The organism is Bradyrhizobium sp. UFLA05-153 (assembly GCF_054185185.1).
This window is the reverse complement of the sequence record NZ_JBBIAM010000128.1, coordinates 1-25,005: the sequence shown is the minus strand read 5'-3', so window position 1 is coordinate 25,005 and position 25,005 is coordinate 1. Positions and strand designations below refer to the sequence as shown.

The following is a 25,005-nucleotide window of genomic DNA, read 5'->3' as shown; positions in this document are numbered from 1 at the left end:
GGCTTCCCGCACGACATCAAGGGCCAGGGCATCTACGCCTATGTCACCCTGATGGCCGGCGTCGAGCCGACCGAGGATCTGCGCAAGGAACTCGTGACCTGGGTGCGCAAGGAGATCGGCCCGATCGCCTCGCCCGACCAGATCCAGTTCGCGCCCGGCCTCCCCAAGACGCGTTCCGGCAAGATCATGCGCCGCATCCTGCGCAAGATCGCCGAGGACGAGCCGGGCAGCCTGGGGGACACCTCGACGCTGGCCGATCCCGCCGTGGTCGACGACCTCGTCAAGAACCGCCAGAACCGCCGACAGGCGTGAAGCCGGTACGTCGGACACGATCGTGCGATGGAGGTGAGCATGAGAATCATTCTGTTGGGACCGCCTGGTGCGGGAAAGGGAACGCAGGCCGGCCGATTGGTCGAGAGGCTCGCTGTTCCCCATCTGTCGACCGGCGATATGTTACGCGCCGCGGTGCAAGCCGGGACGGACATCGGGAAGAAGGCGGCAGACATCATGGCGCGGGGCGAGCTGGTGCCAGATCAGCTTATCGTCGCGGTCGTCGTTGGACGCGTTTCGCAGGCCGACGCGCAGCGCGGCTTTGTCCTCGACGGGTTTCCTCGCACGATCGCTCAAGCCCAAGCATTCGACCAACATCTGCGCGGTATCAGCATTGAACTCGACCATGTGATCGAATTGAAGGTAGACGAAGCGGTCTTGCTGGATCGCATCATGACGCGCGCAAGCGAAGCGAGGCTAAGGGGAGAGGCGGTTCGCGCCGACGACAACAAGGAAGCGCTAAAGATCCGGCTTGATACCTATAACCAACAGACGGCGCCGTTGATCGAGTTTTATCGGTCGTTGAGGTTGCTGAGGAGCATCGATGGCCTCCAACCGGTCGATACCGTGACCAAAAGGCTATTCGAGGCGATCGGATCCAACGCTTCTCAAGTGCACGTTAGCGCAACCGGCAGCGCATAGACGCCAGCTGATGGGCATGCGCCACTTGTCGGTGACGCGTTCTCAACCCAGCGTGTGAGCGCCGATGGCGCCGCGCGCGGGGTCGTATTTCTCGCTCGTCATCTCTCGTCCACTCGGACGTGACATAAGGACAAGGCACCTATCCAAGCGGAGTGATGCCGATTGCGCTGCTTAACGGCGTTCTGCCGTTGACCTTCCCCATCGACGCGCGCAACGTCGGCCTCTACGTGATTCCGCCATTTTAGGAGCTGGCTCGTGACCGCATCAATTCAAGGCATCATTCCCGTGATGCTGACACCCTTCACCGAAGCGGATGCCATCGACTTTCAGGGGCTCGAAAACCTCATTGAGTGGTACATAGCGAACGGCGCCGATGCGCTGTTCGCCGTGGCCCAGTCGAGCGAGATGCAGTTCCTTGGCCTCGAGGAGCGCGTTGAGCTGGCCCGTTTTGTCGCGCGAAAGGCAGCAGGCAGGCTGCCTGTCATCGCGTCCGGCCACATCAGCGAATCGCGCCAGGATCAGTTGACCGAGCTCACCTCGATCGCCGCCACCGGCGTCGACGGCCTGGTGTTGGTGACGAACCGCCTCGATCCAAAGCGCGAGGGCGGTACCGCTTTCATGGATCACCTGCGGTGGTTGCTCGATCGCCTGCCGGCCGATCTGCCGCTCGGTCTTTACGAATGCCCCGCGCCGTTCCGCCGGCTCTTGTCCGACGACGAGCTGAGATTCTGCGCCGAGAGCGGACGGTTCGCGATTCTCAAGGACGTATCTTGTGATCTCGCCACCGTGCAACGCCGGGTGGCGCTGACGAAGAATTCAAAACTTGCCGTCGTGAACGCCAATGCGGCGATCGCCTTCGATGCGATGAAGGCCGGTTCGCGAGGCTTCACTGGTGTGTTCACGAACTTTCACCCGGACCTCTACAAGTGGCTCATGATACACCATTCCACCGAGCCGGCACTGGCGGACGATCTTTCCGTCTATCTCGCGCTCGCCGCGATGGCCGAGCCGATGGGCTATCCCAAGCTGGCGAAACTGTATCACCAGCGGCTCGGCACGTTCTCCTGCATCAGGAGCCGGGCTGTCGACTTCGACATCCATGAGCGCTTCTGGGCGCTCGACGCGCTGCTTGACAAGGTCATGCAGGGGCAGGCGAGCTTCCGCGCCAGGATTGCGGCGGCGTGCTGAGCATCGTCGCGGCCGCTGTCCGAAGGGAGCGCGAACGTGACCGTTGCAAACCTTGATCATGGCGGCAAGGCGGCTGTCGAAGGTGTTTTTCGAGTATATCGACGGCGCGGCCTTCAGCGAGGAGACCGGCAAAGGACGAAGCGAGACTGCCCGTGCAATTTGTCGGCCCGATCCACGTGCACCCAAATGGGCGGTTCGTTTATCTCGCCAACCGCTCGGACGGAACGGTCGAGTTCGCCGGCCGCAAGGTGCATGGAGACGGAGAGAATTCCGTTGCGGTCTTTTCGATCGATCCCGCAAGTGGCGAGCCGACGCTCATCCAGACGATCGATACGCAAACGTTCCATTGCAGAACATTCTCGATCCATCCAAGCGGCCGGATGCTTGTTACGGCAGCCGTGGTACCTCTCGACGTTCGCCAAGGCGACAATGTCCAGACCAGCCGGGTTGACCGTCTTTTCCGTTGGTGACGACGGCAAGCTGAGTTTTGTGCGAAAGTACGACGTTGAGGTCGGAAGCGACTGGATGTTCTGGTGCGGAATGGTGGCACTCTAGATCCGACCGATCCAGTCCAGCCGGGGCGCTGGGACGAGACCATAGTTGTAAAAGTTCAGCCCTTTGGCGCCTGCCTTCATGCAAGCGTCGGCCTGGCGTCTCAGGCCTTCGGCGCCGGTGACGTCATGCGGGAACACGCGGAGCCCGGCGCCAAGAAACTTTTCGTTCCCAAGCGCGGCTTTGCCTTGCGCCAAGGTCGCGGCACATTCATCCGGCGAACGTCCATAGACGCAAAGAATCGCCCCGTCGCAGACCTTGCCTATCGCCTCGAGATCGCAGCCTCCGAGCCAGCCGTTGGCAACATCAATCAAGACGACGCGACTGTCCGCGTGCGCGCGTGCCTTCATTTCCGCGATGAGACTTGTCACCGGCTCCGTTCGCCAAAGCAGATACTCATAGAGCGCTGGAAATTGGCGGAAGCTGTCGAGACCGCTGCCGGGAAATTCCGGAAAGCGCGGTTGAGGCGTCTCGCGCTCGCACGCCTCGACGATCCATTGTGCGACCAGACGACGGGCGGCCTCGACATCGACGCCGGCTGCCCCGGCGCGGGCGCGACAGCTCTCGCAGAAGCAAAGCGACAAGAAAAAATCGTCCTCGGCCGTCAGGCCGACACCGTCTTTCTCGTGATGGAACTCATGGGCGAAGCCCATGAAGGACGGACTCTCGAGTTCGACCATGTCCGGGCGGTAGGCGTGAGTGACGTCCTCGACCAGGGCGCAGACATAGGCGCGCGCGTCGGGATTGGACGGGCAGAGACTATAATAGTTCGGATCGCCGAATGCATTGCGCGTCGTGACGCCTGGGTGAAGGAGACCAAGGCGCGTATTGTGCAGGCATACCGTCCAGCAACAGACTTTCAGGCCACCGGCGTCGCGACGACGCACGAGCTCACGCAAGACGTCCCCGCCTTGTGCGATGACCTCGGCAACCTTCGGTCGGACCGCCACCCCACCCCAACGCGACGGCGTCGGATGAAAGTAGATCGTTCCGTCTTCGGGAAAATAGGCCTTACGTACCGGGCTGCGCGGCTGAACGAAGCGGCCCGCATGGTAGGACGTCGCGAGACTCACGCTGTTCACGCCGGCGCGGTCGCGCAATTCGTCGATGACGCGATCGAAGCCAAGGTCCTGTATGTCCCAGGCGTAAGTCCACATTGAGCGATGCATCGGTGACCTTTCAGCGCCGAAGCGCTTTTTTGCAGAAATGGAGTTTGCGCGCGTCGGCACCGTCGACTGTCCGGGCTGAATGATCCTTCATCTTCGAGCCAGAATTGTCCGCTCTGCAATCTCGGGGACCGGAACAGGGCAAATCGCCACCTACAGCGCCGCGATGGCGGTTATCTCGATGCGCAGGTCGGGGTCGGCGAGCCGTGCCTCGACGCAGGCCCGAGCCGGCGGCTTCTCGGGATCGACCCAGGCGTCATAGACGCGGTTCATCACCTCGAAGTCGGTGATGTGCGGCAGGAAGACGTTCACCGCGACCAGTCTGGACTTGTTGGTTCCGGCTTCGGCGAGCAGAGCGTCGATCTTGGCGAGAACCTGGCGCGTTTGATCCGCGATGTCCGCCTTGCGATTGTCGGCGACCTGGCCGGCGATATGAACCGCGCCATTGTACGTCACCGCCTGCGCCATCCGTGGGCTGACCTTGTAGTGTTTCATCATTGCAGGCCCTTGCCATTGTGAGATCGAACGATTGGACGATATAGTCGAAGCAGGTGGCAGGCGGCGACGCCTTTCGTGGAGCCCGCGCGACATTGAGGTATGACGGCCCGATCATCGACGCGCATCATCACCTTTGGGACTTGAGCCTTGGTCGGCATCATTGGCTCGCGGTCAGAGCCGGTGAACGCGGCGGTCTCGGTGATCTTGCGTCGCTCAGGCGCGACTATCTGCCTGAGGACTATCGTCGCGATGCGGCGCGGCAAAACGTCGTGGGCAGCGTTCACGTGGAAGCCGGTTGGGCGAGCGATGACTGCCTCGGTGAGACGCGGTGGCTCGAAACGCTCGACAAGACGGACCGCGTTGCGGAGCGCTATGTCGTTCACGTTCCGCTGGCGAGCGCAAAAGCGCCGGCCTTGATCGAGGCGCAGGCACGCTTTTCGCGCGTGGTTGGCGTCCGCGATATCCTGAGTTGGAGCGAGGACCCCGCGCGCCGTTTCGCCGCTCGGGGCGATTGCATCGACGATCCGCAATGGCGTTCCGGCCTTGCACGGCTGGAGGCCCACGCGCTTGCCTTCGATCTGATGGTCTTCCCCAATCAGCTTGCTCAGGCGGAAAGATTGGCGCGGGACTTTCCGAACCAGCTTTTCGTTCTCAACCATTGCGGCAGCCCGATCGACCGCGATCCCGACGGGATGTCGCGTTGGCGAAAGGCTCTCGCGAGCCTGGGCCGCGCGCCCAATGTATCGATCAAGATCTCCGATCTCGTGGCCTATGATCATCACTGGACGCTCGAAAGTCTGGCCGAAGTGGTGCTCCACTGCCTCGAATGTTTCGGCGTGGCACGGGCGATGTTCGCCAGCGATTTCCCGGTCGCGGGGCTCCACGCGTCGTTCGATGAGGTGTACGACGCCTTCAAGGCCATCGCCTCCCAGCTTTCTGCCGATGAGCAGAGGGCCCTGTTCTTTGCCAATGCGGCGCGTCTCTATCGGTTCGACGACCTCTCATCTTCGCCGCGACTCTCGCCCCGAGACCAGGAGCAGGGCGAGGATGAGTGATCCGAAGAGAATGCTTCGCCACCCCGGCGAGGCATTGACCACCGTGATGAGTGCTGTGATCGTCACGAGAAGAACGGCGCCGGGAATGGAGCCGGCATATGTGCCCGAACCACCGAGGATCGACGTGCCACCGAGCACGACCGCTGCGATTGACGAAAGAAGGTAGGGATCGCCGATCCCGACGTAACCCTGCCCGTTCATGCCGAGGAGGAGAAGACCCGTCATCCCGGCGGTCAGGCCACTGATCGCGTAAACAGCGACGGTCGTCGATCGAACATTGACGCCGGAGAGGGTGGCTGCAAGCGAATTAGCGCCGAGCGCGAAGACGCGCGCGCCGAATGGCGTCGCGTGTAGCGCGATGAGCGAAAGGGTCGACGCGACGGCCCAAACGAGGACGCCGGCAGGGACGCCGGTCGGCCGCGCGGAGCCGAGCCACTCCAGCAATGGACTCTGCGCTGAAACTGCGCTGCCGCCGGCAAGCAGGATCAAAAGACCCTGCAGAAAGGTCGCCATGGCCAGGGTCATGATCATGGGATGGGCGCGCAAGAGAGCGACGCCGATTCCGTTGAGGGCCCCGATCACGGTCGCAGCGGCCAGGGTTATGAGAGCTGCAAACGCACCACTCTCGTCGCCGGCAAATGAGACGAGAGGCACGCCGACGGCGCTGACCGTGATGATGGCGCCGACCGAAAGGTCGATGCCGCCTGCAATGACGACGAACGTCTGCCCAATAGCGGCAAGACCGACGACGGCGCCAAGCTCGACGAGATAGCGGAGATGGCCAAAGGCCCCGAAACCTGGCTTTGCGAAGGACGCGGCGATCCATAGGGCGGCGACGATCAGAACCGTCAGGAAAGGCCGGCTCATCAGCAGCGTGCGCCGTTGGAACTTTGGAAAGCGGACCGTCTCTGTCGATCTCATGGCGAACTCCTGCGCGCCGTAAATTCCGGCAGCGCGACGGCGCCGACGATGATCAGGCCTTGCGCGATGTAATGCGCGACCGGCGGGAAGCCGAGGAAATACATCACGTTGATCATGACGCTGAGGAGGAGGCTGCCGGCAACCGCGCCGCGCATCGCTCCGCGGCCGCCGAGAAAGCCCACGCCGCCGAGAACTGCCGCGGCAATCGAGTTGAGCGTGAATGCTTCGCCGATCACCGGATCGCCCGAGCCCGTTTGTGCGGCGACGAAGAGGCCCGCGCAGGTCGAAAGCAGCCCGCTGACGGCATAGGCAGCGATCCGTGCCGAGTCGACGGGCACGCCGGCGCGGTACGCGGCGACGGAATTTTCTCCGGCCGCGTAGAGGCTAAGGCCAAGGGGCGTGGCGAGATAGAGTTTCCAGAGGACGACGGCGAGGATGACGAGCAGTGCCGCCACAGGCGTCTCGCCGGCAAGCGAATCCGACAACCATGCGGGGATCGCGCCGCCCGGTCTTGGCAGGATCAGCAGGGCGGCGCCGCCAACTATGAATGAGGCCGCGAGCGTGACGACGATGGCGGGCAGCCCAAGACGCACGACGACTATTCCGCAAGCCGCGCCGGTGACGAGACCTGCGACAATCACCAAAGCCGCGCCACCGGCGACGCCGAGCGGGCCGGCCATCGTGGTCGCAGCGATGACCGCGCCCAGACTGACCATCGCGCCGATCGCCAGGCTGACGCCGCCGGCAAGCATGAGTATTGCTTGCGCCATCGAGACCAGCACGAGCGGCAGCCAGCTCTGCGAGAATTTCGCGACGCCGCTCACGCTGATGAGGCCGGGGAAGAGATAGGCGTAAAGGGCCAGAAACGCCGCTACGACGGTCAAGAGGCCTTTGACGCCTCGGTTGCGCTGTCGTTGCGCCGGCCAATACAGCCGCGGTGCACTTCCGGCCGCGCTCATGCTGCCGTCCTCATGAGGTCTGCGCCCATCGAGGCGGCCACGATGGCCTCTTCGCTCACGGCCTCGCGTTCGATGGTGGCGACGATCCGCCCCTCGCGCATCACGGCGACGCGGTCGCAAAGATGAACGAGTTCGGGCGTATCGGAGCTTGAAAGCACGATCGCCTTGCCTTCGCCGGCGAGACGGCGCAGCAGCGCGTAGATTTCGCGCTTTGTTTCGACGTCAACGCCGCGCGTCGGATCGTTCAGCAACAGAACTTGCGGCTCGGCCGGCGTCCATTTCGCCAGCGCCACTTTCTGCTGGTTGCCACCGGACAACGCCTGCACTTGCCGCGTGAGATCGCCCTTGATCGTGAAGCGGTCGGCGAGCGCGCTGGCGAGCGCACGCTCTTTCGTTCGGTCGCGCAACGACAGCCCAAATGCGCGTGCGAAGCTTGGCAGCATGAGGTTCCAGCCGATGTTGTGAATGAGATGAAGGCCTTCGCGTTTGCGATCAGCCGGCACATAGGCAAGTCCCAGCGCGTTGGCCTTGCGAACCGACGAGGGAAGCTTCGCTCTGCCGTTGAACTCTGCGGTCCGCGCGGAGGCGGGCAGGGCGCCATAGAGACTGAGGAGCAAATCCTCTTGTCCTTGCCCGACCAATCCGCCGACGCCGAGAACCTCGCCGCGCCGGATCGAAATATCGATGTTGCGCAAGACGCCGGCGGAAAGACCCGAGACCGACACGATCGGATCCCGGTCGGTGGTCGGTGTCCAGGCGGGGAAGAGGTGGCCCGTGTCGCGGCCGACCATCAGTCGCACCAGATCCGCGGCCTCGACGCCCTCGATCGACCGGTCCGCGGTGACGACGCCGTCCTTGAGGACGGTGACGTGCTGGCACAACCGCATGATTTCGTTGAGTCGATGCGATATATAGAGAATGGCGACGTTCTTTGCGCAAAGGCGGTCGAGCAGGCTCGTCAGCGTCTCGACCTCGTGTGCGGACAAGGACGATGTCGGCTCATCGAGAATGAGAACGCGCGGCTCTCGAAACAAAGCCTTGGCGATCTCGACCATCTGGCGCCGGCCGAGCGGCAGGTCGCCAACCGGGGTCGCCAAATCCTCGTCGAGCCCGACGAGGTCCATCGCCGCCCGCGCGCGCCGGGCGAGGCAGCGATAGTCGATCAATCCATAGCGGCGCGGCAGTGCGCCAAGGCCGATGTTCTCGGCGATGGAGAGCTGGCTGGTGAGGCCGAGCTCCTGTTGCACTACTGCGACGCCCGCGCGATGCGCGTCGCGGGGATTGAGCCCGCGAAACGAGCGGCCGTCGATTTCCACGACGCCCTCGTCGGGGAGCAGAGCCCCCGACAGGATGTTGATCAGCGTCGACTTGCCCGCTCCGTTCTCGCCGAGCAGCGCGTGAATCCGGCCCGGATGAAGCGCGATGGACACGTCGCGCAGCACGGGATTTCCGAAGAACGACTTCGACACACCGCGTGCGGCAAGGGTCGGAGCAGGCGTCATCTTCGCGACCGTTCCCGGTTCTGGCCTATTTTTGAGCCAGAAGCTCGTCAAAGAGCTTCTGATCGTAAGGAGAGTAGATGTAGCCGTCAGCCGGGAAATCTTTCGCCTTGGCCAGATACTGGTCAATGTTCGAGTTATCGATGATCGGCAAAGGAATCTTGACGAAGGCGGGGACATCCTTGCCAGTCAACGCCTGCACGGCCGCGTAGGTCGCAAAAGCGCCGAGCCAATTGGGCTGCATCGTCGCCCAAGATTTGAGGCTCTTTGCCTTCCACAGTTCGAGGAATTGGCGCGCGTTCTCCCCCGTGATCGGAACCTGCTTGCGGCCTTGCTTGTCAAAAGCGAGAACCGCGCCAGCCGAGAGAGCGCCGCCGAGCGACAGGATTCCGTCGATCTCGGGATGGGCGAAGAGAAGGTTGGTCACCGCTTCCTGGGCCGGCGCGACGTTATAGGCGGTGTTCGTCTCGGCGAGGATGGTCACATTGGGGTTGGCCTTGAGCACCGGCTCGGCGCCCTTGCGGCGGTCATCGCTGACGGAGATGCCGGCCGGGCCGTTCAGTACGAGGATCTTGCCCTTGCCGCCGATCGCGTCGATGAGGAATTTCGCCGCGCTCGCGCCCCACTGCTCCGAATCCGTATTGATCTTGGCGGTGACCTGATCGGTGTCGACGAGGCTGTCGAAATTGATGACGGCGATGCCCTTGGCGCAGGCGTCGGCGATCACGCGGCCCGGCGCGGAAGACGAGCCGGCAATGAGGATGATCGCATCGACATTGGAATCGATCATCGACTGGATTTGCTGGATCTGGGTGTTGGCATCGCCCCGGGCATCAGTGACGACGAGTTTCGAGATGAGACCCTGCTTCTTGAGTTCGTCGACCTCTTTCTCGATCGTCCCCTGTGTCTCCTTCATCCAGGTCGGCACCGAATAGATATCGGCCCAACCGATTGTGAATGGCGGCTTGCGATCGCCCTTCATGCATTTGGCCGCGGCGGCGGCTTCGCTTGCCGTTCCGATCAGAGCGAATAGGCCAAGGCAAATGGCGCTAACCGCCGACAACGACGACTTCATCATCCTTCTCCCTCCAATGCGCGGCGCGCGGCGGCGCCTTCAAGGCCTGGCGCTGAGCGACGGATCGGCAGGGGCCTCCACAGGCCGATCGCAACGGCTTGCTCCTGATTCCACTATAATGGACATACTTTCATTATAGCGGACGTCGAAAAGCTAGCGTCGTTTTAGAAATCGCGCAAGAGACCGAATGCGTCGACGCTCCGAAATCGATGAGCTGCGAACTCGTCAATCTGATGCCGGCGGCCGGGATTCTCGAATGTGCCGACAAGGAGGGCCGCGTTTTTTCTTGGCCGCAAATTGTACTTCCTTGGCCTTGCCTATCAGTCGCAGTTCGTCCTGAACCGCGAATGCCGGTCGTATCTCGATGAACTCGCCGAGACGGCGCGCGAGACGTCTCAGTTGTGCATGCTCGATGGCGACAAATACGCGAAGGCGCCAGGCCGTTTCGCATCAGCTCGGATGTTGGCGAGAGGATTCCGACTCTCTGAACCGCGTCGGGGCGCCTGCTGGTCTCGCTCATGAGCGACGAGAAGATCCTCTCCTTCATTCCAGAGGAGGACTTCGTTTTGTCGAGCGGCGTCAGGCTGGACCCGAGGGCTCTTCTTGCCGATGTTCACAAGGCCCGGGAGGACGGGTTTTTCTCGTCCGACACGGGCGTGGCGTAGCTTTTCCGCTGCTTCTGCGATCTCACGCAGTTCGCCGGTCAGAAGCTGGGCGCGGCTGCTCCCTGCACTGAATGCTTGATCGCAGACGATACGCGGTACATAAAATTGCACATCAGCGAACGGGATTGTGGCTCCATTGTGCAGAAAGTGTAGGGTATGGATTGGGAGCGGGTGAGAATATTCCTGGAAGTCGCGCGCGCAGGGCAGATGCTCAAAGCGTCAAAAAATCTGCGATTGAATCACGCGACGGTTGCGCGTCAGATAACCGCGCTGGAAAAGAGCCTGAAGGCGAAGCTGCTCGAACGACACACATCCGGCTGCTCGCTAACTGCCGCAGGGGAGGCCCTGGTCCAGGCGGCGGAGCGCGCGGAAAGCGAGTTTCTCAAGGTTGGCGCCAGCATCGGCGGCAGTGCAGACGCCGTCACCGGCACGGTGCGAGTTGGAGCACCCGATGGACTTGGCAACTACTTCCTGGCTGAGCATCTGGGCGCGTTGGCTGCGCGCCATCCGGGGCTGATCATTCAACTCGTGCCACTCCCGCGCACGTTCTCGCTTTCGCGTCGGGAGGCGGATATCGCGATCACACTCGACCGGCCGAAGCAGGGCCGGCTCATCTTGTCCAAGCTGACCGACTACACCCTGAGCGTATACGGCTCGGAGAGCTATCTCGAGCGCGAGGGGCCGATAAAGGCTCATTCCGATCTAGCCGGTCGTCTCTTCGTTACGCACATCGAGGACTTCGCTTATAGCCGGGCTCTCGACTATGCGTCCGTTCTCGGCCGGCTGATGTCTCGCCGCTACGAGTGCGGCAGCGTCATTGCCCAGATGGAGGCGGTCCGAACCGGGCACGGGATCGGCATTTTGCACGACTACGCTGCAAGGCGTTACCCGGAGCTGCGGCGCTTGCTTCCCGACGTCCGCTTCGTTCGAAGCTATTGGCTGACGTCACATCCTGACACGCACGGAACGCGCAGGGTTCAGGAAGTGCATCGGTTCATCGCCTCGTCGGTCAAGGCAGCCAGATCGTCCTTTGAGTTGGACTGATCGCGATGCCGGCCCGAGCTACGCACCGCGATACCAGCTCGCCAGATTCCAGGTCGTGACGTCCCAACCCGAGATGTCGGCCATGAGGTTGTTGACGCCTGCGCCGACGATGTTGCGCGAGAGCAGCGGCAGGAACACGTTGGCATCGCAGAAGGTTTCGTCGACCTTGATCAGTAATGCGGCGCGCTTGACCGGATCGAGCTCGTTCTGCGCGGCCTTGTAGGCCTTGTCGGCCTCTGGATCGGACCAGCGCGAGATGTTTCGGCCGAGCCATTTGTTGTCCTTGTTGGCGATCTCCCAGGAGACGCACTGGTTCAGGAACCGCTCCGGATCGGGCTGCGGCTGCGTCGTGTTGTACATCTCCATGTCGGCATAGAATTTCGAGTAGGTATCGGGATTGCCGACGTCCGACGAGAAGAACACCGATGCGACGACCGACTTGAGCTCGATCTCGATGCCGGCGCGCTGGCAGGCCTGCTTGATGATGGCCTGCGTCTTCTGGCGCGGGGCGTTGATCGAGGTCTGGAAAACGAATTTGAGCTTCTTGCCGTCCTTCTCGCGGATGCCGTCCGCGCCCCTTGTCCAACCGGCCTCGTCGAGGATCTTGTTCGCCTTGTCGACGTCGAACGCGTATTTGAGCTTGCCCGACTTGAACTGCGCAGGCTGGTTGACGAAGCTCGCCGTTGCGATGCCGCCGCGGCCGTAGATGAATTTCTCGATCGCCTCGCGATCGATCAGGAGGTTGATCGCCCGGCGAACGGCCGGATCGGACAGCGTCGGGTGCCTGGTCTTGACGCTGGAGCGCTCGCCGTCGACCTCGGTCCACGGGTCCGTCGTGTTGAGGATGATGAACTCGACGTTGCCGGAGGGCGTGACGTCGACCTTGCCCTTTCCGTTGGCCTCCATGCGCTTGAGGACCTCCTCCTCCACCAGGAGGTTCCAGGCATAGTCGTATTCGCCGGTCTGGAGCACGGCGCGCGCGGCGGAGACCGCGTCGCCGCCACCCTTGACTTCGAGCGTGTCGAAATGCGGCTGGTTCCTGACATGATAGTCGGGATTGCGTTCGGCCCGGATCATGTCGCCCGGCTTGAACTCGACGAACCTGTACGGGCCGGTGCCGATCGGCTTCAGATTGCCCGGTGCTTCGCGCGACTTCGCGCCGACATAGTCGCCGAAATGATGTTTTGGCAGGATCTGGCCGACCGAGCCGACGAAGGGATCGGCCCAGAACGGGGTCGGGCTCTTGAACTTCACCTTGACGGTGTGGTCGTCGATTTTCTCGACGGTGATGTCCTTGTAGGAACCCGTGGTGTACGCCGCGGTCGCGAGATCCGCGGCGTATGTCCAGGTGAAGACGACGTCGTCGGCGGTGAAGGGCTTGCCATCGTGCCATGTCACGCCCTGCTTCAGCTTCCACGTCACGCTCATGCCGTCGGGCGCAAGGCCGCCGTTCTGCTTGCTCGGGACCTCGGCGGCGAGGCAGGGGATGAGGTTGCCCTCCTTGTCCCAGCCGGCGAGCGGCTCGAAGAAAATGCGCGAGGCGATCTGGTCCTTGGTGCCGAGCGCGAAATGCGGATTGAGCAGCGTCGGGGCCTGCCAGAGCAGGATTTTGAGCGGGCCGCTGCCGCCGGCCTTGGTCGGCTTGTATGGCAGCGTGGCGTCCGCCATCGCCACGTCGTTCCAGGCCAGGATCTGGCTCGCGACCGGCGCTGCGATCCCGATCGCAGCCAGTTTCTGGATGAACGAGCGACGAGATAGCGCGCCTTGCTTCACCTCCGCGATGAACCCGCGGATTTCGTTTTCGTTCATCGTCCACCTCTCAAAGAAGACTCGTCACCGACTGAAGCCCATCATGTTTCATCATAGCGGAGGCGGCAATGCCGACAAGGCAGGGAAAGCCTGCGGCGAAATGGCGTGTCTAAGCGTGAGATGCGAGTTCGAGGGTGCGCGACGTCGTCATTGCAATGACGACGCTGAGGCCGGATGCATGAAGGCTGTCGGCTGTGCAATCTGCGCGAGGCCCCTATGCTCTCGGTTCCCGACATCGCTAATCCGTTGCCCTTCACGGGCGCGTCTCATTATATTGCCTCGGTAATTGCGACCGGAGCAGCCTGCGCGGCGCTCCGCGATGAGGACCACGCGATGGATGACACGATTGGCTTCCCCGATCCCGGCCTCGACCTGTCGGACGGCTTCAAGCCGCACACCTCGCACTGGGGCGTGTTCTCGGCGCGGAATAGTGAAGCCGGGTTAGAGGTCAGGCATTATGCAGGCGATCCCGATCCCAACGGCATCATCGACAATTTTCCCGGCGCGCTCCGCCACCAGGCGCGCATCGCCCAGCCGGCGATCCGCCGCGGCTGGCTCGAGCGTGGGCCCGGCCCCGATGATCGCCGCGGCCGCGACGAATTCGTCTCCGTCAGCTGGGAGAAGGCGCTCGATCTTCTGGGGGACGAGCTGACGCGCATCCGCGACACGCGCGGCCCCTCGGCTGTGTTCGGCGGCTCCTACGGCTGGTCGAGCGCGGGCCGCTTTCATCACGCGCAGAGCCAGGTTCATCGCTTCCTCAACATCGCGATGGGCGGCTACGTGCGGTCGGTCAACACCTATTCCTCGGGCGCGTCCTCCGTGCTGCTGCCGCAGATCCTGGCGGGCTATGAAGACATCACCAAGCGCAACGTCACCTGGGAGCAGATCGCGACCGAGACCGATATCGTGCTGGCGTTCGGCGGCATGGCGCTGAAGAACTCGATGGTGGCTGGCGGCTCGATCAGCAAGCACGTCGAGCGCGGCGCCATGAGTGCTGCGCGCCGGCGCGGCTGCGAGTTCATCCTGGTCAGTCCGCTGCGTGACGATCTGCCAGTGGAGGCCGGCGCCGAATGGATGACGTGCGTGCCCGGCACCGACACCGCGCTGATGCTCGGCATCGTCCACTCGCTGGTGGCTGAGGGCCTGCATGATCAGGCTTTTCTCGATCGCTACACCGAAGGCTGGCCGGTCTTTTTGCGCTATCTGACCGGCGAGAGCGATGGGCAGGCCAAGAACGCCGAATGGGCCGCCGCGATCTGCGGCGTCGAGGCGAACACGATCCGCAAGCTGGCGCGGCGCCTTGCCGGGAAGAGGGCGCTCATCACCGTCTCCCATTCGCTGCAGCGTGCCGAGCATGGCGAGCAGCCGGTGTGGATGGGCATGGTGCTGGCGGCAGCGCTCGGCCAGATCGGCCTTGCCGGCGGCGGCTACGCCTATTCATTGGGGGCGATCGGCTATTACGGCCGCCGCGTCAACGACGCGCCGGGGCCGACGCTGGGGCAGGGCCGCAATGGTGTCGCCGATTTCATTCCGGTGGCGCGCATCGCCGACATGCTGCTCAACCCTGGAAGCACCTATCGCTACAATGGCGAGACGCGCACCTATCAGGATATCCGTCTCGTCTACTGGGCCGGTGGCAATCCCTTCCATCACCATCAGGACATCAACCGCCTGCGCAAGGCCTTCTCGAAGGTCGATACGCTGGTCGTGCACGAGCTCGCCTGGACCGCCACGGCCCGGCACGCCGACATCGTGCTGCCCTCCACGATGACGCTCGAGCGCGAGGACATCGGCTATTCCACCAACGATCCTTTGATGGTCGCGATGCACCGTATCGCCGAGCCGTTTGGCCTCGCGCGCGACGACTATGAGATCTTTGCCGATCTTGCCGAACGGCTCGGCGCGCGCGAACCCTTCACGGAAGGGCGCAACGCGCGGCAGTGGCTGGAACATCTCTATGAGCCGACCCGTGCTTCGCTCGGGGCGCGCGGCCTCGAGGCCCCGAGCTTCAAGGAATTTTGGCAACGCGGCAGCCTGGTCGTGCCGCAACAGCCCGATGACGGCGGCAGGCTGCGCCGCTTCCGCGAGGATCCCCTCGCTCATGCCCTACCGACGCCGAGCGGACGCATCGAGATCTTTTCGCAAAAGATCGCCGGCCACGGCGATGCGGATTGTCCGGGCCATCCGGTCTGGCTCGCGAAGACCGATGTACCAAAGCCCGGCTCGCCATGCTTCCTCGTCGCCAACCAGCCCGTGACGCGCCTGCACAGCCAGCTCGACTTCGGCGGCCATTCGGCGGCAGCAAAACATCGCGGCCGCGAGGTCGCGCGCATGAACCCGCGCGACGCTAGCGTTCGCGGCATCAAGGATGGCGACATCATCCGCCTGTTCAATGAGCGCGGCGCCTGTCTTGCCGCGGTGCATGTCACCGACGGCATAGCGCCCGGTGTCGTCCAGCTGCCGACCGGCGCGTGGTACGACCCGATGGATCCGGAGGACGACGCGCCGCTCTGCGTTCACGGCAATCCGAACGTGCTCACCCGCGACATCGGCACCTCGTCCTTTGCGCAGGGCTGCACCGGCCAGCTTACGACGGTCGAGGTGGAGCGCTTCACCGGCAACCTGCCTCCGATCCGCGCCTTCGATCCGATATAGCTTGTGTAGGATGGGTGGAGCGCAGCGAAACCCATCAGCTTCGTCGCCCGATAAAAGTTTGATGGGTTTCGCCTTCGCTCTACCCATCCTACGATCTTCGAAAGCGGTGCCTCAGCCCGCCTTCGTGCCCGTGATGATTGCGAGCGCCTCGACAAGGCGGTCGAGATCGGCCTCCGTGGTGTAGAGCGCCGGCGTCACGCGGATGCACTGTCCCTTGGCGACACCCGCACGGCGCACCGTATGCACCTTGAAGCCGTCCCTGAGCTTGGCCACGACGGCGTCGTTGTCGGCCTTGCTCGTCTTGCCGGCGATGCGGAAGGAGGTGATGGCTCCGTAGGAGCCGATTTCATCCGGCGTCAGGATCTCGATATCCCTGAACGCACGGACACGGCTCACCCAGTAGTCGCGCAAGTAGCGCAGGCGGGCCTGCTTGGCGGGTGCGCCGATCTCCTGGTGTAGCGAGACCGCCGTCGGCACCGTCAGCACGGTCGCGAAATTCACGGTGCCGGTGTGCACACGCGAGCGGATATCGGTTGCCGGATAATCCTCGTCGCCCATGTCGCGGTCGATGTCGGCGATGCGGTCTTTCCTGATGTAGAGGAAGCCGACGCCGAGCGGCGCGCCGATCCATTTGTGCAGGTTGAAGCCGACGAAATCGGCCTCGAGCTCACCGACTTTGAAGTCGAGCTGCCCCCAGGAATGGGCGGCATCGACGATGGTGTCGATGTCCTTGGCCTTCGCCATGCGCACGATCTCGGCGATCGGCATCACGAGGCCGGTGCGGTGGCTGACATGCGTCAGCAGCAGCAGCTTGGTCTTCGGGTTGGCATCGATCGCTTTTGCGTAGGCGTCCAGCACGGCCTGCCGGGTCGCTGGCTCCGGCACGTCGAATTTGACGACGTCGACGCCGCGCCGCGCCTTCAGCGCGTTCATCGCATACTGCATCGAATCGTAGTCGAGATCGGCATAGAGCACGGTGTCGCCCGTCTTCAGCCTGTTGTAGCCGCCGATCAGGAGCTGCAGCGCCTCGGTTGCACCGCGCGTCAGCGCGATCTCCTCGGGCGTAGCGCCGACCGCTTCCGCCACCTTGACGCGCACGGCCTCGAAATCGGCACCAAAGCGCTGCCGCGCATAGTAGGAATTCTGGGAGTTGACCATGTCGACCTGGCGGACGAACTCGCGCCGCACCGGCTCGGGCATGACGCCCCAATAGCCGTTCTCCAGGTTGACGATGTCAGGTGTCACGGCATAGAGCCCGCGCGCTGCATCCCAATAGGCCTTGTCAGTGGCGATCGCGGCCGCAGGTCCCGTCGGCGCCTTCGGCAAGCCTTCCGCAGCCATCACCGGTGCCGCAAGCGGCGCGACCACCGCGGCCGTGAACCCCTTCAGGATCGACCTGCGATCGGAGGAAATCGTCTTGATCAAATGCATCTTGAGCCTCTCACTTTAGCACGGCGACCAGAGCAATGGTCCACGAAGCGGAGATGACGGGACTGTGACCGTCCAAAGGTGGACCGTCGATCCCGAACGTGGCGGGGAGTGCGTAGGATGGGTTGAGCACTTGCGAAACCCATCATGCTTCATCGTCGGACGACCGCGATGGGTTTCGCTTCGCTCTACCCATCCTACGGGGTGGCCGCCGCCATTGACGCCCCCCGCCCGAGACACGACATATCCTGCATCCCGACTCCGCACCCCCCGCCCCGGAGCAAGCCATGAACGCGCCGTCCAACGTCGATCCCGTCACCGCGCAGCCCGAGCGCGACGTCCTGCACTGGCTGACCAACGAGACCCGCGATCAGCGCTTCATCGACAACATCTTTGCCGAGATGTGCATCCGCCTCCAGCAGGCCGGCATTCCGGTCGCGCGGGCGACGCTTCATGTCGTGGTCAACCATCCGCAATGGCTGGGCGCGCGGATGATGTGGGCCGACGGGATGCGCGGGGCGGAGATTTCGCGGGTCGATTACGATGTCAGGGAAACATCCCAATATATCGGCAGTCCCGCCAACGAAATCCATGACGGCGCTACCGAGGTGCGCGAGCATCTCGAACGGGGCCCATCAGCGGGCCGCAAGCATGCCGTCTATGACGAGATGCGGGCGAAGGGCCTGACCGACTATGTGGCATGGCCGATGTACCATACGCTCGGCAAGCGGCACATCGTCACCTTCGCGACCGACCGTCCCGACGGCTTCGACGACGCGCATGTTGCCGCTCTCAAGAGACTGTTGCCGGTGCTGGCGCTGGTCAGCGAGATCCGGATCAAGAACCGCCTGGCGCGAACCCTGCTCGAGACCTATGTCGGCTCGCATGCCGGCGAACTCATCCTGGCCGGCGCCACAAGGCGCGGCAGCGGCACGACCGTGCACGCCGCGATCCTGATCTGCGACTTGCGCGATTTCACCCGCATCTCCGACAACTGGCCGCGCGATGACGTCATCGATCTCCTCAACGACTATTTTGACGCGATGTCCGAGCCGATCGTGCGGCATGGCGGGGAAATCCTGAAATTCATCGGCGACGGCCTGCTCGCCATCTTTCCGCTCAGCCAGCCCTCGGCCTGTGCAAACCTGCTGCGGGCCGTGAGTGAGGCCCGTCAGGCCATGGCGGTGCTGAACGAAAACAACAGCGTCACCGGCCGCGCGCCGCTGCATTACGGGATCGGTGCCCATGTCGGTGACGTCATGTACGGCAATATCGGCTCGCGCTCCCGGCTCGACTTCACCGTCATCGGCCCTGCCGTCAACATGGCCTCCCGTCTCGAGACGCTCACAAAACAGTTGGGGCGAACCGTGCTGCTTTCGCGCGCCTTCGCCGACCTCGTGAAGAACGAAGTCGAACTCGAACGCGTCGGCGAACACCCGGTGCGCGGCTTCAACGAGCCGGTCGAGGTGTTCGCGTATCACGGCTGAAGGTCGGTCTGCTGCGCGCTCCGTAGCCCGGATGGAGCACAACGTAATCCGGGGTTGACTCCATCGGCGTGTTTCCCGGATTTCGCTGCGCTTCATCCGGGCTACGATCGCCTCCGGCGCGGGGAGGTCGGATTGCGCCTGTTTCGTTGGGGTTCGCCAAAGCTTCTACCGATCCTACGAACCCCAATGATGGCATCATGCCCCTGATTTGCCCGACGTGTCAAATGATTTCGTAAAATCGGAAGCCATCGCGCCGTCCGCCACCGGCTACTTTGCATGGGGTTGTTTTCGATGTTTTGGTTTTGGCGACGCGGCTAGCGCGCCTCAGGCGCTGCTGCCCTTCAGCCGCTCGTTGCGCCGGCGCAGGCCTTCCATGGTGGCGAGCAGGATGACGGAGACGGTGGTCAGGATCACCGCCGCCGCCGTGATGGTCGGGCTGATGTTCTCGCGGATGCCGCTGAACATTTCGCGGGGCAGGGTGCGCTGCTCGGGGCCGGCCATGAACAGCACGATCACCACCTCGTCGAAGCTGGTGGCGAAGGCGAACAGCGCGCCTGATGCCAGACCCGGCAGGATCAGCGGCAGGATCACGCGGCGGAATGCGTAGAGCGGCGGCGCGCCGAGGGAGGCTGCGGCGCGCGCCAGGTTCATGTCAAAGCTTTGCAGCGTCGCGCCGACCGTGATCACCACGAAGGGCGTTGCCAGCGCGGTGTGGGCCAGGATCAGGCCGAGATAGCTGCCGGTCAGCCCGATCGGCGCGAAGAAGAAGTAGAGGCCGACCGCAGTGATGACGCCGGGCACCACGACGGGCGACAGCACGATCGCCAGCACCAGCGGCTTGAACCGGCTCTTCCACTGTGCCAACCCCAGCGCGGCCAGCGTGCCGAGCACGACCGACAGCACCGTCGCGGCGACGCCGATGATCATGCTGTTCTTCAGCGACGTCATCCAGCGCGCCGAATGGATGAACTCATCGTACCAGCGCAAGGAAAGGCCGGGCAGCGGATAGGTGAGGTAGGCGCCGGAGCTGAAGGATAGCGGCATGATCGCGAGGATCGGCGCCATCAGGAAGATGAAGACCAGCGTGGCAATGATGATGGTCGCGCCCCACGCGATGCGCTGGCTGGTCGTGCGGAGGGAAGCATCGCCGCTCAATTCTTCATTCCTCCGGTGACCTGCTGCCCCTGCACCAGCCTTCCGTAGAGGACGCCGAGCAGCAGCGTTGCGACCAGCAGCAGCGCGCCCAAAGCCGAGGCAAGGCCCCAATTGGCGGTTTCGGTGGTGTAGAGGGCGATGAAGTAGCTCATCATCTGATCGGCGCCGCCGCCGACGAGTGCGGGCGTGATGTAGTAGCCGAGCGCCAGGATGAAGACGAGCAGGCTTCCCGCGGCGATGCCGGGCAGGGTCTGGGGCAGGTAGATCCGCAGGAAGGCGGTGAGCGGCGGCGCGCCGAGCGAGGCGGCGGCCCGCATATAGGCCGGCGAGATCGCCTTCATGCTGCTGTAGAGCGGCAGGATCATGAAGGGCAGCAGCACGTGGGTCATCGCCACATAGACGCCGAAGCGGTTGTAGATCAGCCGCATCGGCGCATCGATGATGCCGAGGAAGCGCAAGCTGTCGTTCACCACGCCATTGCTCTGCAACAGCACGATCCAGGCGCAGGTGCGCACCAGCAGCGACGTCCAGAACGGCAGCAGCACGAAGATCATCAGGAGATTCGATCTCCCGGCCGGCAGCGTTGCCAGGAGGTAGGCGACCGGGAAGCCCAGGATCAGGCACAGCACCGTGACACTGAAGCTGATGATGAAGGTGCGGACGAAGACGTCGCGGTAGATGGCCTGATCGGGCGGGGCGGCGACGATCGCGCCGTCCACGTTCCGCGTCAGGTCGAGCGCCGCCAGCAGGTAGAAGCCTGTCACCGGCCCGCTCGCGCCCTTGATCGCCGCCCAGGTGGTGCGTTCGCGCCATGCCGGATTGATCTTGCCCAGCGTCTCCTTCGCCGTGCCTGATACAGGCGGGGCCTTCAGATTGCGCGCCGTGCTGGTGAGGATGGTGCGGAAGCCGTTGACGGCGTAGTTGAGCCGCTTGGCCGCGATGGCGAGCGTCCCGGCGGCGCGCGCCGCCAGGATGTCGTCGGCCAGCGCAGCATAGGCCTTTTCGTCCGGGAGGTCCTTGCCGTCCCAGTCGGCCAGCGCCGCCACGGTTTGCGGCAGCACCTTGCGCACCTCCCAGTCATCGACGGCGTGCCAGAGCATGCCGGCGATTGGTCCTAAGAAGGTGAAGAGCAGGAATGCGAGAAGCGGCAGGACCAGCGCCAATGCCTTGACCTGGCGCGCCCGCTCCGCCCGTTTGAGGCGGCGCTTGAGCGGCACGTCGGTCGGCGCATCGGCGCTGGTCAGGAACGCTTCCGTCATTGCTTCAAGCCTTGCGGTCGCGTTATTTCGCGGTCCACTTGTTGAAGCGTTCGGTCAGGCGGTCGATGTTCTCGAGCCAGAATGCAACGTTGATCTCGACCGCATTCTTCATGTTGTCCGGCGCCGTCGGCAGATCCTTCAGAACGGCCGGCTGGATCAGCCCCGCGGCGTCCTTGTTCGAGGTGCCGTAGGCGATGTTCTCCGACAGCTTGGACTGGTTTTCGGCCTTGCCGGCGAAGTCGAGGAACTTGTAGGCGGTGTCCTTGTTCGGGCTGCCCTTCAGGATGACCCAGCTGTCGAGCGTATAGAGCGCGCCGTCCCACACCATGCCGAAGTTCTTCTTCTCGTTCTTGTTCGCGGTGTCGATGCGGCCGTTATAGACCGAGGTCATCGCCACTTCGCCCGAGGCGAGCAGCTGCGGCGGCTGGGCGCCGGCCTTCCACCAGACGAGGTCGCCCTTGATGGTGTCGAGCTTCTTGAAGGCGCGATCGACGCCCTCGTCGGTGGCCAGCACCTTGTAGACGTCCGCCGGCGGGACGCCGTCGGCGATGAGGGCGATCTCCAGCGTGGTCTTCGGACCCTGGCGCAGGGCGCGCTTGCCCGGATATTTCTTGGTGTCGAAGAAGTCCGCCCAGCCCTTCGGCGCCTCCTTCAGCTTGTCCTTGTCGTAGCCGAGGACGAAGTCGTACAGGATGGCGCCGACGCCGCAGGGATTGACCGACGGCGGCAGATAGGCGGCCTCGCCGCCGATCTTGGTGTAGTCGATCTTCTCGAACAGGCCCTCATCGCAGCCGACCGCGAGTTCCTCGCTCTCGACCTGGACGACGTCCCAGGTCGCGGCGCCGCCCTGCACCTTGGCCCGCAGCACGCCGATGCCGCCGTCCCAGGACTCGTCGTTCATCGGGATGCCGGCCGCCTTCTTGAACGGTTCGAAGTAAACCTTCTTCTGGGCGTCCTGATATGCACCGCCCCACGATACGACGGTGAGATCGCGCGCCTGCGCGACTGTTGCCAGCGCGACGCCGGCGGTCAGCGTCGCGGCGAATCCGAGTGCCATCTTGAGTTTCATCATCGTCTTCGTTCCCTTCTTGTTGTGAGTTGCGTCCTGGAAGTGATGTGTCCCGGCCCGATCGCCTGGAGGAAGTGGTTCGATTACACCGGATCGAGGGCCAGGCAGTCTTCAGGGCGGAACGTGACGGACACGTTTTCACCCTGCCTCAAGCTGTGATGTTCGCCCGGCTGGAGCTTGACCATGAACTCCTCGTTGCCCGCGACCTCGAGCACGGCCAACGTGTGGTCGCCGAGATAGATGGTGCTCTGTACGGTGGCCGGCAGGCGGTTCGGTCCCTCGCTCGTCGCCCCGTCCATGATAATGGAGATCCGCTCCGGTCGCACCGACAGCGAAGTAGTGGCGCCACTGCTTGCCACGTTGACCGCCCGGGCCATTATGGTGCCGCCGGAGGCCAGCGCGACGCGGCAATATCCCTGCTCGATCGTCTCGACGGTGCCGGCCAGCACGTTGTTCTCACCGACGAAGTGAGCGACGAAGCTGTTCACGGGGTGCTCGTAGAGCGCGTCGGGCCGGTCGATCTGCTGCACGATGCCGTCGTTGAACACGGCGATGCGGTCCGACATGGTGAGCGCCTCGCTCTGGTCGTGCGTGACGTAGACGACGGTGATGCCCATCGTCTCGTGCAGTTGCTTGATCTCCAGCTGCATCTGCTCCCGCAGGCGCTTGTCCAGGGCGCCGAGCGGCTCGTCCATCAGCACGATCTGGGGATTGAAAACCAGCGCGCGGGCCAGCGCCACGCGCTGCTGCTGGCCACCGGACAATTGTCCCGGACGCCGCTGCGCCAGGGCCTCCATCTTGATCATGCGCAGCGCCGCGCGCACGCGCTCCTGTGCCTCGGCCTTGTTGACCTTGCGGACGGACAGCGGGAAGGCGACATTCTCCTCGATCGTCAGGTGCGGAAACAGCGCATAGTTCTGGAACACCATTCCGATGTCGCGCTTGTGCGGCGGCATGTTCTTGATCGGCCGGTCGGCGAGGTAAATCTCGCCATGGGTCGGGACCTCGAAGCCCGCCAGCATCATCAGCGTGGTCGTCTTGCCCGAGCCGGACGGGCCGAGCAAGGTGATGAACTCGCCCTTCCTGATGTCGAGGTCGAGGTTCTTCACCACGAGGTGCTCGCCGTCGTAGGTCTTCTGGATGCCGGAAAAGCGCACCAAGGCCGGCGCGGCTGCGATCATGGCGCCTTCCATGCTGTCCTCCCGTCTGCTGATGAGTACCGAGCCGGGACCATTATCAACCGGGATAGCGAGATGTGGCGTAAATCTTCCGGCGGTGTCCGGGTGCTGCGTCCAGGACGCGGTCGATCCGCGAGGCCAACGGGTAACGGCGAAGGTCGCACGCCGTCATCGAAACTTCATTGCCGCAGGCCATACGCAATACACTTTCTCCGCCAGGCGTGGTCGTCCGTGCCCTGAACGGAGCGCGGACGCTGTGTGGCGTTGGATCAGTCCCCTGATCCCGCTGCCCGCGCGCTTACGGCCGCAGGCCGGCAAGGCGCCGTCAGCTCCCCGTCCAAGGTCGGACGGGAAGCTTAGCATCCTGCGAGGAGAATACCAGCGGCGCAAAGCCGCCCGGGCTGCGCCTGCAATGACGCCGCCGTCGATCCGCCCGGCGCGAATACCGCAAAGGCTCACACGCTCGCGACGCGTATCCTGTCGGAGGGCTCGTCGGTCCTCAGCCGGTCGTTGGCGCGCTCGAAGCTCGCACAAAGGAGCTCGATCTCGTCGGGCGAAATCGGAGCACGATAGAGCCGGCAGGTATACTCCGTGCCGGCGCGCCCCTTGGGCGCGCTACGCTCGGCGAGAAACATGCAGTCCCGGCAGATGCTGGCGTTGAGGCGCTGATGTGTCGCGTCGAGATGATTGAGGATCTCCCTCAGGGAATCGCGCAGCCGGATGCGTTCCTCGGAGTCGAGTGCGGTCACGGCGTTCAGCACGGGATTGATCGGATCGTGCTGCACGAGGCACTTTTCGCCCTGGGCGGTGACGCAAAGCACCACCGAGCGCTTGTCCTCGTGCGAAGGCTTGCGGATGATGTATGACTTGGTCTCGAGCGTCTTCACGATCTGCGAAGCCGTGGCCCTGGTCGCGCCGATGAAGCCCGCCAGTGCGGACGGTGTCCGCGAGAACCGGTTGGCGCGCCCGAGGAAGCGCAGCGCCATCCATTCCCGATCACGCAACCCGTGTCGGTCGCCTTCGAAATACCAGGCTCTCGCCGCCTGGATCAGCAGCTCGACTGCTTCGCGTGCCAGCGGCATGACCTACCCCGACCGTCGCGACGCGGGTCGCCGCGGATCGCGCCGTCGATGGCGTGTCTGATGTGGCAGTGTTGGACGGAAGTCGCTGTCGCCATCAGCGTCGGACGATGGCTCGAATTTGCTCAACCGAAGCCCCTGCATTCCAAGTCACTCAGCCCGCATTTCTTATCCAGCGCAAAAACGATGACTGACCTTGTCATGAAAAGCAAGTAGAGACGCTCTTGGATATACCTGCGTATAACCAAGTCTTGCGTCCCTGCGCGAGTTCTCCACAGCTGTCTCTTATACA

At 63.6% G+C, this 25,005-nt stretch carries 22 protein-coding genes; 9 read left to right on the top strand and 13 right to left on the bottom strand.

Annotated elements, in window-relative coordinates; all coding sequences use genetic code 11:
- From Q2941_RS42605 to Q2941_RS42590, 4 genes are all read left to right on the top strand, one after another.
- The coding region (locus Q2941_RS42605; RefSeq protein ID WP_458196257.1) for an AMP-binding enzyme at positions 1-312 on the top strand (312 nt) is incomplete at its 5' end.
- Between the two features lie 39 nt (positions 313-351).
- Positions 352-972 (top strand): adenylate kinase, encoded by a 621-nt coding sequence (locus tag Q2941_RS42600; RefSeq protein WP_458196256.1) that lies wholly within the window; start codon positions 352-354, stop codon positions 970-972.
- Between the two features lie 255 nt (positions 973-1,227).
- A complete protein-coding gene (locus Q2941_RS42595) occupies positions 1,228-2,160 on the top strand; it encodes a dihydrodipicolinate synthase family protein (protein WP_458196255.1) in 933 nt (310 codons plus the stop codon).
- A gap of 152 nt (positions 2,161-2,312) precedes the next feature.
- Entirely contained in the window at positions 2,313-2,630 is a 318-nt protein-coding gene (locus Q2941_RS42590; protein ID WP_198031912.1) for a beta-propeller fold lactonase family protein, read from the top strand.
- A gap of 81 nt (positions 2,631-2,711) precedes the next feature.
- Here Q2941_RS42590 and Q2941_RS42585 read toward each other — a convergent pair whose 3' ends face one another.
- Together Q2941_RS42585 and Q2941_RS42580 are read right to left on the bottom strand one after the other, a co-directional pair.
- Complete coding sequence (locus tag Q2941_RS42585; RefSeq protein WP_458196254.1) at positions 2,712-3,881, bottom strand: hypothetical protein; 1,170 nt, start codon at positions 3,879-3,881, stop codon at positions 2,712-2,714.
- Between the two features lie 150 nt (positions 3,882-4,031).
- Positions 4,032-4,376 (bottom strand): RidA family protein, encoded by a 345-nt coding sequence (locus Q2941_RS42580; protein WP_027527167.1) that lies wholly within the window; start codon positions 4,374-4,376, stop codon positions 4,032-4,034.
- A gap of 92 nt (positions 4,377-4,468) precedes the next feature.
- Between Q2941_RS42580 and Q2941_RS42575 the strand changes: the two genes are divergently transcribed.
- Entirely contained in the window at positions 4,469-5,431 is a 963-nt protein-coding gene (locus Q2941_RS42575) for an amidohydrolase family protein (protein WP_254111023.1), read from the top strand.
- Here the strand turns inward: Q2941_RS42575 and Q2941_RS42570 are convergent.
- Genes Q2941_RS42570 through Q2941_RS42555 form a run of 4 tightly spaced genes read right to left on the bottom strand, consistent with a single transcriptional unit; the run spans position 5,378 to position 9,888 of the window.
- Entirely contained in the window at positions 5,378-6,352 is a 975-nt protein-coding gene (locus Q2941_RS42570) for an ABC transporter permease (protein WP_051390140.1), read from the bottom strand. The two genes, Q2941_RS42575 and Q2941_RS42570, sit on opposite strands and share 54 nt — an antisense overlap.
- On the bottom strand, positions 6,349-7,311 hold the full coding sequence (locus Q2941_RS42565; protein ID WP_458196253.1) for an ABC transporter permease: 963 nt from the start codon (positions 7,309-7,311) through the stop codon (positions 6,349-6,351). The genes Q2941_RS42570 and Q2941_RS42565 overlap by 4 nt, the downstream gene beginning before the upstream one ends.
- Entirely contained in the window at positions 7,308-8,813 is a 1,506-nt protein-coding gene (locus tag Q2941_RS42560) for a sugar ABC transporter ATP-binding protein (protein WP_458196252.1), read from the bottom strand. Before Q2941_RS42560 ends, Q2941_RS42565 begins: the two co-directional genes overlap by 4 nt.
- A 25-nt stretch (positions 8,814-8,838) precedes the next feature.
- Positions 8,839-9,888 carry an ABC transporter substrate-binding protein gene (locus Q2941_RS42555; protein ID WP_458196251.1) on the bottom strand — a complete coding sequence of 350 codons (1,050 nt, stop codon included), beginning with the start codon at positions 9,886-9,888 and terminating at the stop codon, positions 8,839-8,841.
- Positions 9,889-10,403: 515 nt separating this feature from the next.
- Here Q2941_RS42555 and Q2941_RS42550 point away from each other — a divergent pair.
- On the top strand, positions 10,404-10,550 hold the full coding sequence (locus Q2941_RS42550) for a hypothetical protein (protein ID WP_156944773.1): 147 nt from the start codon (positions 10,404-10,406) through the stop codon (positions 10,548-10,550).
- A 156-nt stretch (positions 10,551-10,706) separates the two neighbouring features.
- A complete protein-coding gene (locus Q2941_RS42545; protein WP_027527173.1) occupies positions 10,707-11,594 on the top strand; it encodes a LysR family transcriptional regulator in 888 nt (295 codons plus the stop codon).
- An 18-nt stretch (positions 11,595-11,612) separates the two neighbouring features.
- Here the strand turns inward: Q2941_RS42545 and Q2941_RS42540 are convergent, their stop codons facing one another.
- Positions 11,613-13,403, bottom strand: a complete 1,791-nt coding sequence (locus tag Q2941_RS42540; RefSeq protein ID WP_458196250.1) for a peptide ABC transporter substrate-binding protein — start codon at positions 13,401-13,403, stop codon at positions 11,613-11,615.
- A gap of 333 nt (positions 13,404-13,736) precedes the next feature.
- Between Q2941_RS42540 and Q2941_RS42535 the strand changes: the two genes are divergently transcribed.
- Positions 13,737-16,058, top strand: coding sequence for a molybdopterin guanine dinucleotide-containing S/N-oxide reductase (locus Q2941_RS42535; protein WP_458196249.1), 2,322 nt, complete (start codon positions 13,737-13,739; stop codon positions 16,056-16,058).
- A 111-nt stretch (positions 16,059-16,169) separates the two neighbouring features.
- Here the strand turns inward: Q2941_RS42535 and Q2941_RS42530 are convergent, their stop codons facing one another.
- Complete coding sequence (locus Q2941_RS42530; RefSeq protein WP_458196248.1) at positions 16,170-17,489, bottom strand: aminotransferase class V-fold PLP-dependent enzyme; 1,320 nt, start codon at positions 17,487-17,489, stop codon at positions 16,170-16,172.
- A gap of 284 nt (positions 17,490-17,773) precedes the next feature.
- On the opposite strand from Q2941_RS42530, the gene Q2941_RS42525 reads away from it, so the two are divergent.
- Positions 17,774-18,973: an adenylate/guanylate cyclase domain-containing protein gene (locus tag Q2941_RS42525; RefSeq protein WP_027527177.1), complete on the top strand. Its 1,200-nt coding sequence runs from the start codon at positions 17,774-17,776 to the stop codon at positions 18,971-18,973.
- A gap of 324 nt (positions 18,974-19,297) precedes the next feature.
- Here the strand turns inward: Q2941_RS42525 and Q2941_RS42520 are convergent, their stop codons facing one another.
- The 5 genes from Q2941_RS42520 to Q2941_RS42500 all read right to left on the bottom strand — a co-directional run bounded on the left by Q2941_RS42520 (position 19,298) and on the right by Q2941_RS42500 (position 24,716).
- Positions 19,298-20,128: an ABC transporter permease gene (locus Q2941_RS42520; protein WP_027527178.1), complete on the bottom strand. Its 831-nt coding sequence runs from the start codon at positions 20,126-20,128 to the stop codon at positions 19,298-19,300.
- Positions 20,125-21,387, bottom strand: a complete 1,263-nt coding sequence (locus tag Q2941_RS42515) for an ABC transporter permease (protein ID WP_254111031.1) — start codon at positions 21,385-21,387, stop codon at positions 20,125-20,127. The genes Q2941_RS42520 and Q2941_RS42515 overlap by 4 nt, the downstream gene beginning before the upstream one ends.
- A gap of 22 nt (positions 21,388-21,409) precedes the next feature.
- The gene (locus Q2941_RS42510; RefSeq protein WP_027527180.1) at positions 21,410-22,459 is read right to left on the bottom strand and encodes an ABC transporter substrate-binding protein; all 1,050 of its coding nucleotides are present in this window, start codon (positions 22,457-22,459) and stop codon (positions 21,410-21,412) included.
- Between the two features lie 80 nt (positions 22,460-22,539).
- Positions 22,540-23,649, bottom strand: a complete 1,110-nt coding sequence (locus tag Q2941_RS42505; protein WP_027527181.1) for an ABC transporter ATP-binding protein — start codon at positions 23,647-23,649, stop codon at positions 22,540-22,542.
- A 440-nt stretch (positions 23,650-24,089) separates the two neighbouring features.
- The gene (locus tag Q2941_RS42500) at positions 24,090-24,716 is read right to left on the bottom strand and encodes a MarR family winged helix-turn-helix transcriptional regulator (protein ID WP_458196247.1); all 627 of its coding nucleotides are present in this window, start codon (positions 24,714-24,716) and stop codon (positions 24,090-24,092) included.
- Between the last annotated feature and the right edge of the window lie 289 nt (positions 24,717-25,005).

Bases quoted from the DNA above. Each gene is read 5' to 3' on its own strand.
- Q2941_RS42600 (WP_458196256.1), top strand. From the start codon at position 352: ATGAGAATCATTCTGTTGGGACCGCCTGGTGCGGGAAAGGGAACGCAG.
- Q2941_RS42585 (WP_458196254.1), bottom strand. From the start codon at position 3,881: ATGCATCGCTCAATGTGGACTTACGCCTGGGACATACAGGACCTTGGC.
- Q2941_RS42580 (WP_027527167.1), bottom strand. From the start codon at position 4,376: ATGATGAAACACTACAAGGTCAGCCCACGGATGGCGCAGGCGGTGACG.
- Q2941_RS42570 (WP_051390140.1), bottom strand. From the start codon at position 6,352: ATGAGATCGACAGAGACGGTCCGCTTTCCAAAGTTCCAACGGCGCACG.
- Q2941_RS42565 (WP_458196253.1), bottom strand. From the start codon at position 7,311: ATGAGCGCGGCCGGAAGTGCACCGCGGCTGTATTGGCCGGCGCAACGA.
- Q2941_RS42560 (WP_458196252.1), bottom strand. From the start codon at position 8,813: ATGACGCCTGCTCCGACCCTTGCCGCACGCGGTGTGTCGAAGTCGTTC.
- Q2941_RS42555 (WP_458196251.1), bottom strand. From the start codon at position 9,888: ATGATGAAGTCGTCGTTGTCGGCGGTTAGCGCCATTTGCCTTGGCCTA.
- Q2941_RS42550 (WP_156944773.1), top strand. From the start codon at position 10,404: ATGAGCGACGAGAAGATCCTCTCCTTCATTCCAGAGGAGGACTTCGTT.
- Q2941_RS42545 (WP_027527173.1), top strand. From the start codon at position 10,707: ATGGATTGGGAGCGGGTGAGAATATTCCTGGAAGTCGCGCGCGCAGGG.
- Q2941_RS42540 (WP_458196250.1), bottom strand. From the start codon at position 13,403: ATGAACGAAAACGAAATCCGCGGGTTCATCGCGGAGGTGAAGCAAGGC.
- Q2941_RS42535 (WP_458196249.1), top strand. From the start codon at position 13,737: ATGGATGACACGATTGGCTTCCCCGATCCCGGCCTCGACCTGTCGGAC.
- Q2941_RS42530 (WP_458196248.1), bottom strand. From the start codon at position 17,489: ATGCATTTGATCAAGACGATTTCCTCCGATCGCAGGTCGATCCTGAAG.
- Q2941_RS42525 (WP_027527177.1), top strand. From the start codon at position 17,774: ATGAACGCGCCGTCCAACGTCGATCCCGTCACCGCGCAGCCCGAGCGC.
- Q2941_RS42515 (WP_254111031.1), bottom strand. From the start codon at position 21,387: ATGACGGAAGCGTTCCTGACCAGCGCCGATGCGCCGACCGACGTGCCG.
- Q2941_RS42510 (WP_027527180.1), bottom strand. From the start codon at position 22,459: ATGATGAAACTCAAGATGGCACTCGGATTCGCCGCGACGCTGACCGCC.
- Q2941_RS42505 (WP_027527181.1), bottom strand. From the start codon at position 23,649: ATGGAAGGCGCCATGATCGCAGCCGCGCCGGCCTTGGTGCGCTTTTCC.
- Q2941_RS42500 (WP_458196247.1), bottom strand. From the start codon at position 24,716: ATGCCGCTGGCACGCGAAGCAGTCGAGCTGCTGATCCAGGCGGCGAGA.